Here is a 9,785-nt window from a genome sequence, read left to right on the forward strand (position 1 = left end):
AATAGATTATCTGATTAATTGTGCCGCAGAGTTAAAAAACTGACGACATAAACCTTTGGTAATTAAAATTGTAGTTAGTAAATTGGCTACAGCCACCATAAAAATAATCAATATTTGATATGATACGGCATCCAGGGGGTTGATACCTGCTAGTAATTGTCCAGTGGTAAATGTTGGTAATGTGGCCATACCAATGAGCATCATTTGATTGATGGTGGGAATTAATGCAGCTTTAACAGCATCTTGGCGATATTGACTAACTGCTTGTTGGGGAGTTGCGCCTAAGCTAAGATGGGTTTCTATTTCTACTGGATGTTGGTTAATGCTGCTAACCAGACGTTCTCCGGCCAGGGCTGCTGCATTCATGGCTTGACCAATCAAAATCCCGGCTAGGGGTATTAGATAACGGGGTTCGTACCATCTTTCTGGCTGAATGATCAAAAAGTTGGTATAGAGTAAAGTTAAGGTGGTACTGATGAAAATCGCTACCCAAACTAAAGGCAAGCCTTGGGCAATTTTTTGGCTGATACGATTTCGGGCAACGATCGCTGTAATGGTGAGTATTATTGCTAAAATCGCTACAACTGCCCAAGGGTTGTTAAGAGCGAAGATGAAGTCTAAAACGTATCCTAAAACGATTAATTGGAGGATGGATCTGCCGGTAGCGATCGCTAAGTTTAATTCTAGTCCTAATTTTTCCCAGGCAGATAAACCAATGGCGATCGCCATCAGTCCAATAACTAAAACCAAATCCATTTGATCCAATTTGATTAAATCCGGCATGGTTTCTCCAATTGAGGGTTTTTTCTAAGGATATAGCAACTGCCAAGGTGGTTAGGACATCAATTGTTAGCGCAGCTTGACCTAATACTCCTGACTTCTGCTATATCTAATCTTTCATACTGTTCACTTCATACTTCTTTTCTATCTGCCAATAATATAAAAAATCATGATCCAAAGTGTAAATTCCGTCCCTGCTTTTGATATTAAACAGCAATACGCCACCATTGAGGCGGAAATAAGTGCTGCTGTTTTAGAAGTTCTAGCTTCTGGTCGTTATATTGGTGGACCAGCAGTTGAGGGTTTTGAAAAACAGTTTGCGGCCTATCATGGTGTGTCTAACTGTGTAGCTTGCAATTCTGGTACTGATGCCCTCTATTTGGCTTTACGGGCTTTAGGAATTGGGGCAGGAGATGAGGTTATCACTACCCCCTTTACTTTTATTGCTACGGCTGAGGTGATCAGTGAGGTGGGTGCAAAGCCGATTTTTGTTGATATTGATGAGACTACCTTTAATTTGGATGTAGAAAAAGTAGCAGCAGCGATTACAGCTAAAACCAAAGCGATTATCCCGGTGCATCTGTTCGGACAACCTATGGACATGACCGAGTTAATGGCGATCGCTCAATCTCACAATTTACCAGTGATTGAAGATTGCGCTCAAGCTACTGGTGCAAGTTGGGGTGGTCAAAAGGTCGGCAGCATTGGACACATTGGTTGTTTTAGTTTCTACCCAACTAAAAATCTTGGTGGTTGTGGTGATGGGGGTGCAATTACTACTAATGATCCAGCGATCGCTACCCAGTTACGCATATTACGAGAACATGGCAGTAAAGTTAGATATATTCATGAACAAGTGGGGATTAATAGCCGTTTGGATGCCCTGCAAGCGGTGATTTTGCAAATTAAACTGCGTTATCTAGATCATTGGAACGAAAGACGCAGAGCGATCGCTGATTATTATTACCAATTTCTCAGCCAAATTCCTGGTATCATTCCCCCTCAAGAATTACTAGGAGGCGTTGGTGTATGGAATCAATACACAATTCGCGTTTCTAGTCAAGATCGAAATGGTGCAAGTTCTAAATATCGAGACTGGGTAAAGAATCAAATTCAAGAAAAGGGTGTAAATTCAATGATTTACTATCCCTATCCTTTACATTTGCAGCCAGTGTATCAAAGCCTTGGTTATCAACCTGGAGACTTACCCATGTCTGAACAAGCTAGTAGTCAGGTGTTATCTTTACCCATGTTCCCAGAGTTGACGCAACAACAGCAAGATCAGGTGATTTATGCTTTGAAAGATTGTTTAGGGTAATGGGTGATGGGTGATTGGGGATTGGTGATTGGTGATTGGTGATTGGAAAAAAGTATCTTCCCCCTGCCTCCCCTGCCTCCATTCACCCATTTCCCAGGTAATCTTTAAGCGAATGTACGAGTATTAGCAGTAGCTAAAGCTTCCACCAAACTACGAACTGCGGCAATCATGGCGATTTCGCTGTTGAGTTGATTGATTGCAGAACCGACACCCACACCAGCAGCACCGGCAGCGATCGCTAGTGGTGCGGTAACATTAGAAATGCCCGAAGCACACAACACAGGCACAGAAACAGCACGGGAAATTTGATATGCGGCAGCTAAGGTGGGGGCTGCTTTTTCAATTAAGCCCAAAGTACCTCCGTGACTGGGTTGGCTGCTCGTACCGCCTTCAGTTTGGATGATATCAGCACCAGCCTTAACCAATTCTTCCGCCAGTTGTACCTGTTGGTCTAATTCCAAGATGTGAGGAACGGTTACAGATAGGGTAATTTCTGGTAATAGGGCGCGGGTTTGGTAAGTTAGGGCTAAAACTTCCTCAGCTTCAAATTTGCGTCCTTGAGCGTAGAAAGAATCAAAATTACCGATTTCAATTAAATCAGCACCAGCAGCGACAGCGATGACAAACTTTTCTGGTTCTACGGCTGAAACACAAACTGGTAACTTTGTCAAACTTTTAGCTAACTCAACTAAACTGGGGTCAGCAGCGATATCGACGAAGGTAGCACCACCCAATTCAGCAGCTTTAATAATAGTAGCAGTGCGATCGCGGTCAAAGTTATTCAAACCGCTAATAATTTTTAACACATTCCCTTGAGCGATCGAGCGTTGAAGAGTAGGATAGATCATAATTCTTTTTTGGCAATTATCAAGTAGGAATATTTTGACACTAATGGATACATAAAGTCCAGTCATCCGCCAACCACCGACATCACACACAGATTTTTATTTACTAAAATCACGGGTAAAATTGAGAAAAAAAGTGAATTTACGCCGACTAATCCCAATTTTTGATGATTCTGTCTCCACTTGGTCCTTAGAAGCCCGTTTATTGCGATGGTTAACATTGATTTGGCTATTTGTTGGCTTAATCATGTTGTTTTCAGCATCTTACGCCGTTGCTGATGATCGTCATGGCGACGGATTGTACTATTTTAAACGTCAAATTGTTTGGGTCTTCGTATCCTTGGTGATCTTCAATATTATTGTAAATCTTCCTTTGCGGAAAATATTGGGGGTCTGTCACTGGTTTTTAATTCTATTTTTGCTGTTAATTTTGGTCACCCTAGTACCAGGATTAGGAAAAAAAGCCTTTGATGCAGCAAGATGGATAGCGATCGGACCAATTCCCCTTCAACCCTCAGAATTAATTAAACCCTTTTTAGTGCTGCAAAGTGCGCGACTTTTTGGCCAGTGGGAAAAATTAACTTGGCGAATACGTTTTACTTGGCTGGGAGTCTTCTGTCTGGTAATATTAGGTATTCTGATTCAACCTAACTTGAGTACAGCTTCACTCTGTGGAATGACCATTTGGTTAATTGCTTTAGCTGCTGGACTCCCATACAAATATTTGAGTGGTACTGCGGTCGGTGGAGTCATGTTAGGATTAATTAGTATCAGCATAAAAGAATATCAGCGTAGACGGGTGATGTCGTTCTTGAATCCCTGGGCTGATCCTACAGGAGACGGCTATCAATTGGTACAAAGTTTACTAGCTGTAGGTTCTGGTAATACCTGGGGGGCTGGATTTGGACTTTCTCAACAAAAGTTATTTTATTTACCAATTCAAGATACTGATTTTATTTTTGCGGTGTTTGCTGAGGAATTTGGCTTTGTTGGTAGCATACTTCTATTGATCCTTTTGGGCATATTTGCTACTTTAGGATTAATCGTAGCCTTAAAAGCAAAAAATCCAGTTCATAAACTGGTAGCAATTGGCATAACGGTTGTAATTATTGGACAATCCTTGCTGCATATTGGTGTAGCAACAGGTTCTCTACCAACTACAGGTTTACCATTACCGATGTTTAGTTATGGTGGTAATTCAATGATTGCCAGTTTGGTAGCTTCTGCCTTACTAATTCGGGTAGCACGGGAGAGTAATGAGGCTGAGGTAGTACCGTTACGACGTAACCAAACTGAAAACACACGGAGAAGAAGGATACTTTAGTCGATTTCCCAACCGTGTTTAGTAAAGGCGATCGCTATGCCCAAACCAATTTACAGTACCATTGTGGTGAAAATAATTAGACTATCTGAAAATCGCTATATTTGAATATATGGCAAGTGAAGTTATCCTAGCCACAACGAGGTAAAATATGGACGCTAGTTTGTATGAGACAGATTTTTATCGGTGGACGATAGAACAATCTGAACGCTTGCGTTTTGGCAAAATCGACGGACTTGATTTAGAAAATTTAGCCCAGGAAATTGAATCTTTGGGGAGACAAGAAAGACGAGAATTAGAAAGTCGGTTGGGTGTTTTGATTGGACATTTACTCAAATGGCAATATCAGCCAGAAAAGCGGGTACGAAGTTGGCAGATAACGATTAATCATCAAAGACGTGAAATTCACAAGCTTTTGGGAGATAATCCCAGTCTGAAATCATACTTAGATATGGCAGTAAAAGAAGGTTTTATCTCAGGATTAGATTTAGTCCTGGCTGAAACACCAATAAAGAAAAAAATATTGCCCTCTGACTGTCCTTATACTATTGGACAGATTTTTGATTCAAGTTTTCCTGTCGGTATTGAAACAGAATTTGATTAATTATTGCCTATTTCTACTAATAACCTAAGTTGCTTTTTTAGATTAAATCAGGTGCGTCAGAATTTTAAATTTACTGATTTTAGCCTAAATTATTCTGTCTGACGCACCCTACAAACTACAAACTACAAAATATCCGAAAATTAATAATTCTAATATCTATTTTAAAATTGAGTCATGACTACTGAATCTAATCCCGATGATATACCAAGTCCAGAACTTAGTCACGACAAAGATTTGCTGCCAGATGACTTTGATGGTGATGCAAGAGAACATGAACTGAGTTCAAAGTTGTTGCTTACTCAACAAGCCTTAACAACGATCGCTAATCTCAAATCAGACCAAATAAAACCAGGAAATAATCAACTAATTTCCGTTAAACCCAGGGCATTACTATTAACTTTACTAGCGATCGCTCTCACTTTACTCAGCCTTTTTCTAGATATCTCATGGTTGGGTGTTTTGTCAACGGTAATTACCCTAATATTATCAATAATAATACTTTTTCCTTGGTGGCAAAATATAATTAAAGCCTGGTTTTCTCCCCAAGATAGAACCATATTAATTGCCTCAGCAGGTTTATTAGTAGGATTGGTGGGGTTATACAAATTTGCCGGATTGGGCGATCGCTTACAAGTTTGGGCAAGTAAAATAAATTGGGATGCTTCGGGAACTTTAGCAGAATGGTTTGGGGCTTTAGGACAAATTTTTATTGCTATTATCGCCGTTTATGTCGCATGGCGGCAATATGTAATTTCTAAGGATTTAACTATTCAACAAAATCTGCTCACAGTCCAGCAAAATGTCATTACCCAACAACAAACTATAGATTCCTATTTCCAAGGCGTTTCTGATTTAGTATTAGATGAAGAAGGATTATTAGAAGACTGGCCGCAAGAAAGAGCGATCGCTGAAGGACGTACTGCCGCAATTTTTAGTAGTGTTGATGCCAGTGGTAAAGCCAAAATTCTCCGCTTTCTCTCCCGTTCCAAATTACTTTCACCCCTCCAGCGCGATCGTCGTTTAGGTCGAGCTATTCTTAATGGTAACGGTGGTTATGCCGAAGATCGTGTAGATGGTGTACGTGTCATCGACTTAGGTGTAATGTTAGCAGGTGCCGACCTTTCACACAACGATCTACGTTGGACTGATTTAAGTGAAGCTAATCTTGTCCGCGCTAATCTGCAAGGTTGTGATTTAGTCAAAGCCAACCTTTCCCGCACCATTTTATATGATGCCGATCTCACCGGTGCTGATTTAAATGGAGTCCGTCTATTTTACGGTTCATTAGAAAACGCATCCCCCCGCAGTCGCAGCGAACCACCAAACTATCAAACTGGTGAATATACTGGGGCAGTTGTAGAAAATGCCGATTTCACTCAGGTACAACGCATGGCTGAATCTGCCCGTTGTTATTGCTGTACCTGGGGTGGAGAAAAAACTAGAACTACTATTCCCGGTGGTTGTGAAGGTATTATTAATCGACTGGGAAAATAAATTGGTGAGAAGTCAATACTTATCGGTTAAGAGTTTTTGTAGCGACTGTCTTGATTGTCAAGCGACAGCGCAACCCAACAAAAGCCCGTAAATGTTGGGTTTCCTAACGTCAAACGTCATTCGCCACAAGCCGGGAAACCCGTCCAAGGCGATGACTCCCCAACCTACCTGATTTAATGTTTTTAGCTTAACCGATAAGTATTGGGTGAGAAGTTGTTTAAGAGCGATCGCAGATCGCACATTAAGGGACTTGGATTAACTAACCGCAGAGGCAAGGCAGCGCGGTCTTGGGGGTTTCCCCCGTTGTAGAGACGTTCCATGGAACGTCTCTACAGGCGCAGAGAACGCAGAGGATTGAGGGTTTGAGAGATTTTTTATTTAGAAGTCCCTAATACCAATAGTTTAACAATTATTAATATAGACGGATTCATAAGTTTGTATTTGTATAAAGCTCACTCACATACTCTAGTCTCGTTATCAGATTTTTTCTAGTTGTATTAGAGGGTTGAGCAAATGACCAGAAATGCTTGTCATTAATCAGCAATTCGTAAAACTTTTTAAACTTTGAACAGTCTAAACCTACTTCTAACTCTTGAGCAATGAGAAGCATGATACTATCAAAAAGAATTTGAAATTTTGGTTTTTTATGAAAAACTTCAGAACCTATACAAATTTGCAGAAAAAATATTGCATTAAAAAATATATTTTTTATTTCTTTTTCGGAAATTATATCTAAATCTTTGTTTTTCAACATAAATTGATTAAGAAAATTGGTCATATTACCTGAATAATTTTCTAAATCAAAATGTAGAGCTAAAAATCTTAAAATATGCTCTTGTTCATTAGCTCGAATATCTTCCTTGCCATAAAGCTCTCTCCATGTTTCATTTCTTGATAAATCTTGTAGTAATTCACTAAAAGTACCATGATAAATAGCATTACGAATTTCCTGTGGGTTTAAGCGAGTTCCAGTAGTATTAAGTCTTTCAAATAGATAAAATATTCCACGTGGATCATAATTTTCAGATATGATTATACAGTGGATTATGGCATTATCAAGCTCACGGCGTTCGGATGAAGGTAAAGTGGAATAAGTTAAGCCATCTAACTGTGGGACGACACTTTTAAGCTTAAATAATTTCCCATCGGGAAAAGATTCTTGGAAGAAATACTGTAATGTTTTCAGTCGTTGCTGTCCATCTATAACAAGATACTTTTTAGAAAATTTATCTTTAGCTAAAAAGAGTGCAGGACTAGGAAGACCAAGGAGCAGGGTTTCAATAAAGCGTGATGCTTCTTCTTCTTTCCAAACATACTTTCTCTGAAAGTCTGGAATAATAAATTCTTCTTCTTCCATGCGTTTCACTAAGGCATCAACAGGAAAATCAGCACCGTAATACTCTACTTCTAGCCTTGGACTTGCGGTTGTTTCTATATCGTAGTTCATAGGTTCTTTATACGTTTATGCTAAGTAGATTAGTGCCTTAGTTGCACATACTCTTAGATCGTAGCCCAACTGCCAGGTTATTAGGTGCTTTTATTTAAAATCTTCTAGAGATATTAACTCAAATGCGATCGCATTTACCAGGCAATTTACAAATTTCTAGCACACTATAGCACTCAGCGGCAAATACGACCTAATAAATTGATTACCTGTTCCTGGTCGGTGAGCGTAGCCGAACCGCTGTTCCCTTTGCTCTTTTCAGATATACACTTACGGTAAAGAAGTTGAGAAAGAACTAGAGGAATTTTGTGCGTCTGCTGACAACAGTTGCAGCTTTACGCTGCTATTTAGATAAACGTCGTTGGGAAAACAAGCTGATCATACCAAATGATCTGAAAACTAGCTGGTATCAAACGACAATTGGGTTAGTACCAACGATGGGTAACTTGCATCAAGGCCATTTAAGTTTGATTGAGCGATCGCGACAGGAAAATTCGACGGTAATTGTCAGTATTTTCGTCAATCCTCTGCAATTTGGACCCAAAGAGGATTTTCACCGCTACCCCCGCACCTTGGAGTCGGATTGTCAACTGTGTGAACAAGCTGGAGTTGATGCCATTTTTGCCCCTACTCCTGAAGAACTGGCATTACCACAGAAGAGTATACAAGAAACTTCAGTTACTCAAGTTATCCCTCCAGATGCTATGATATCAAGTTTGTGTGGTCGTTTTCGTCCAGGCCACTTTCAGGGTGTAACAACTATCGTCACCAAGCTCTTTAACTTGGTACAGCCTGATCGAGCTTATTTCGGTCAAAAAGATGGTCAGCAACTAGCAATTATTAAACGGTTAGTGGCTGATTTGAATTTACCAGTGGAAATTGTTGCTTGTCCGACAATGCGGGAAGCTTCCGGCTTGGCTTTGAGTTCTCGTAATCAATATTTGACTGCAACAGAAAAAGAGCAAGCAACGGTTTTGTTTCGCGGTTTACGAACAGCCCAAGCAGCTTTTAGTGCTGGCATTCGCAACAGCAAGGAACTGATAGCATTGGTCTGGCAAGAAATGGCCAAGGTCAGTAATATCTCGGTGGAATATATCGAATTAGTTGATCCGACTACATTGATGTTTTTAGATAAAGTTGAGGAAGAAGGAATGCTTGCGATCGCGGCTCGTCTCGGTTCTACACGTTTAATTGATAATACGATTTTGAGTAATCGTCAACCGATCATCGCTATTGATGGGCCAGCCGGTGCTGGTAAATCTACGGTAGCTCGCCAAGTGGCTGAACAGTTAGGTTTAGTCTATCTAGATACGGGTGCTATGTACCGGGCTATCACTTGGTTGGTGCTGCAAGAAGGAATTGCTTTTGATGATGATTGTGCGATCGCTCAATTAGCTGACCATTGTACAATTGAATTAACTCCCACTGTTGATCTCCAATCTCCCGTGCAGGTTTGGATTAATGGCATTGATGTCACCCAAGCAATTCGCAGTTTAGAAGTAACATCTAAAGTATCAGCGATCGCTGCTCAAGCTGCTGTCCGCCAAGCATTGGTTAAACAACAACAAAGCTGGGGTAAACGTGGTGGTTTAGTCGCTGAAGGTAGAGACATCGGTACTCATGTTTTCCCTGATGCCGAAATTAAAATTTTCTTAACTGCCTCCGTTGGTGAACGTGCGCGTCGTCGTCAGCAAGACTTTCAAAAACAAGGTCAACCTGAACTGAGTTTAGAGCAACTAGAACGGGATATTGCAGAACGGGACTATAAGGATAGCACCCGTCAAGTCTCTCCCCTTCAAAAAGCTGCCGATGCGATCGAACTTCAAACTGATGGCTTAAATCCTGATCAGGTAACAGCACAAATTGTTGATTATTACCATCGTTTAGGCTAAAGTCTTTTAGTGCTGTGCAAAAGTAGGGTGTGTTAGCGACAGCGTAACGCACCATTCCAGGTTAAATCAGAATTTCAGGTTATACTC

At 40.5% G+C, this 9,785-nt stretch carries 9 protein-coding genes; 5 read left to right on the forward strand and 4 right to left on the reverse strand.

The window, feature by feature from the left end; genetic code table 11:
• Positions 1–6 precede the first annotated feature (6 nt).
• Positions 7–783 (reverse strand): ABC transporter permease, encoded by a 777-nt coding sequence (locus VB711_RS25800; RefSeq protein WP_323289291.1) that lies wholly within the window; start codon positions 781–783, stop codon positions 7–9.
• A gap of 166 nt (positions 784–949) precedes the next feature.
• On the opposite strand from VB711_RS25800, the gene VB711_RS25805 reads away from it, so the two are divergent.
• Positions 950–2,098 (forward strand): DegT/DnrJ/EryC1/StrS family aminotransferase, encoded by a 1,149-nt coding sequence (locus VB711_RS25805; protein WP_323289292.1) that lies wholly within the window; start codon positions 950–952, stop codon positions 2,096–2,098.
• A 104-nt stretch (positions 2,099–2,202) separates the two neighbouring features.
• Here VB711_RS25805 and VB711_RS25810 read toward each other — a convergent pair whose 3' ends face one another.
• On the reverse strand, positions 2,203–2,946 hold the full coding sequence (locus VB711_RS25810) for a DUF561 domain-containing protein (protein WP_416233624.1): 744 nt from the start codon (positions 2,944–2,946) through the stop codon (positions 2,203–2,205).
• Between the two features lie 133 nt (positions 2,947–3,079).
• Here VB711_RS25810 and VB711_RS25815 point away from each other — a divergent pair, with 133 nt between their 5' ends.
• The 3 genes from VB711_RS25815 to VB711_RS25825 all read left to right on the forward strand — a co-directional run bounded on the left by VB711_RS25815 (position 3,080) and on the right by VB711_RS25825 (position 6,362).
• The gene (locus VB711_RS25815) at positions 3,080–4,267 is read left to right on the forward strand and encodes an FtsW/RodA/SpoVE family cell cycle protein (RefSeq protein ID WP_323289299.1); all 1,188 of its coding nucleotides are present in this window, start codon (positions 3,080–3,082) and stop codon (positions 4,265–4,267) included.
• A gap of 148 nt (positions 4,268–4,415) precedes the next feature.
• Positions 4,416–4,868, forward strand: coding sequence for a DUF29 domain-containing protein (locus VB711_RS25820; RefSeq protein WP_323289293.1), 453 nt, complete (start codon positions 4,416–4,418; stop codon positions 4,866–4,868).
• A 174-nt stretch (positions 4,869–5,042) separates the two neighbouring features.
• Positions 5,043–6,362, forward strand: a complete 1,320-nt coding sequence (locus VB711_RS25825; protein WP_323289294.1) for a pentapeptide repeat-containing protein — start codon at positions 5,043–5,045, stop codon at positions 6,360–6,362.
• A gap of 182 nt (positions 6,363–6,544) precedes the next feature.
• Here the strand turns inward: VB711_RS25825 and VB711_RS25830 are convergent, their stop codons facing one another.
• Both VB711_RS25830 and VB711_RS25835 read right to left on the reverse strand, forming a co-directional pair.
• On the reverse strand, positions 6,545–6,682 hold the full coding sequence (locus VB711_RS25830; RefSeq protein WP_323289295.1) for a hypothetical protein: 138 nt from the start codon (positions 6,680–6,682) through the stop codon (positions 6,545–6,547).
• Positions 6,683–6,789: 107 nt separating this feature from the next.
• Positions 6,790–7,809, reverse strand: a complete 1,020-nt coding sequence (locus VB711_RS25835) for a DUF262 domain-containing protein (RefSeq protein WP_323289296.1) — start codon at positions 7,807–7,809, stop codon at positions 6,790–6,792.
• Positions 7,810–8,114: 305 nt separating this feature from the next.
• On the opposite strand from VB711_RS25835, the gene VB711_RS25840 reads away from it, so the two are divergent.
• On the forward strand, positions 8,115–9,698 hold the full coding sequence (locus tag VB711_RS25840; RefSeq protein WP_323289297.1) for a bifunctional pantoate--beta-alanine ligase/(d)CMP kinase: 1,584 nt from the start codon (positions 8,115–8,117) through the stop codon (positions 9,696–9,698).
• Positions 9,699–9,785: the final 87 nt, after the last annotated feature.

The organism is Cronbergia sp. UHCC 0137 (assembly GCF_034932285.1).
Lineage (GTDB): Bacteria > Cyanobacteriota > Cyanobacteriia > Cyanobacteriales > Nostocaceae > Cronbergia.